Origin of the sequence: Streptomyces millisiae (assembly GCF_031845425.1) — a bacterium.
In the GTDB taxonomy this organism is placed as follows: domain Bacteria; phylum Actinomycetota; class Actinomycetes; order Streptomycetales; family Streptomycetaceae; genus Streptomyces; species Streptomyces millisiae.
Genome location: NZ_JAVREM010000161.1, coordinates 1 through 874, shown reverse-complemented (window position 1 = coordinate 874; position 874 = coordinate 1). Strand labels below are relative to the sequence as shown.

Sequence of the window (874 nt, the reverse complement as noted above, 5' to 3'; positions counted from 1 at the left end):
CGGCCGGGCCACCCTCGGCATCGGCGCCGCCTGGTACGAACGCGAGCACCTGGGGCTCGGCGTGCCGTTCCCGCCGGTCGCCGAGCGGTTCGAGCGACTCGAGGAGACGTTGCGGATCTGCCTGCGGATGTGGGAGCCGGAGGAGAACGGCCCCTTCGAGGGCCGGCACTACCGGCTGGCCGAACCCCGCGACGTCCCCGGGCCGGTCAGTGCCCCGCACCCGGAGATCATGATCGGCGGCAGCGGCGAGAAGAAGACGCTGCGGCTGGTGGCCCAGTACGCCGACGCCTGCAACCTGCTCACCTCCACCCCGCGGGAGACCGCGCACAAGCTGGACGTGCTGCGCCGCCACTGCGACGACCTCGGCCGGGACTACGACCGGATCCGCAAGACCGTCATCTATCAGGGGGCGGCGCTCGACACCGGCGATCTCGACGCCTTCGCCCGGGAGATGGCCGACCACGCCGGACTCGGCATCGACACCGTCATCGCGGCCACCGCCGAGCCCCGGCCGGCCCGCTGGATCGAGGAGCGGGTGGCACCGGCGGTACGGCGCCTGGCCGAACTCGGCTGACGGGCCCCGCCACCCAGGGCGGTCAGGCGAGGTTCTGGGAGGCGGGCACGTGGTGGTTGGCGGCCCAGGAGGCGAGGATCCGCAGGCGGTCGTGGGTGGGGGAGCCGGGGGGCGCGGTCCAGACGGTCAGGTGTTGGTCGGGGTCGGTGTTGGCGGTGAGGGTGTCCCAGTCGAGGACGAGTTCTCCGACGACGGGGTGGTCGAGGGTCTTGGTGCCGATGGTGCGGGCTGCGACCTGGTGTTCTCCCCACCACTGGGCGAACTGCTTGTCGCGCAGCGAGAGCTCGCCGACGAGCGCGA

Annotated in this window: 2 protein-coding genes; one reads left to right on the top strand and one right to left on the bottom strand. The window is 72.8% G+C overall.

Annotated features, from left to right (window positions below):
• Positions 1-574: LLM class flavin-dependent oxidoreductase (locus RNC47_RS35975; protein ID WP_311605049.1), on the top strand; the 574-nt coding region annotated here is incomplete at its 5' end.
• A gap of 22 nt (positions 575-596) precedes the next feature.
• Here RNC47_RS35975 and RNC47_RS35970 read toward each other — a convergent pair.
• Positions 597-874 (bottom strand): MmyB family transcriptional regulator (locus RNC47_RS35970; RefSeq protein WP_449657367.1); only part of this gene is annotated, 278 nt, incomplete at its 5' end.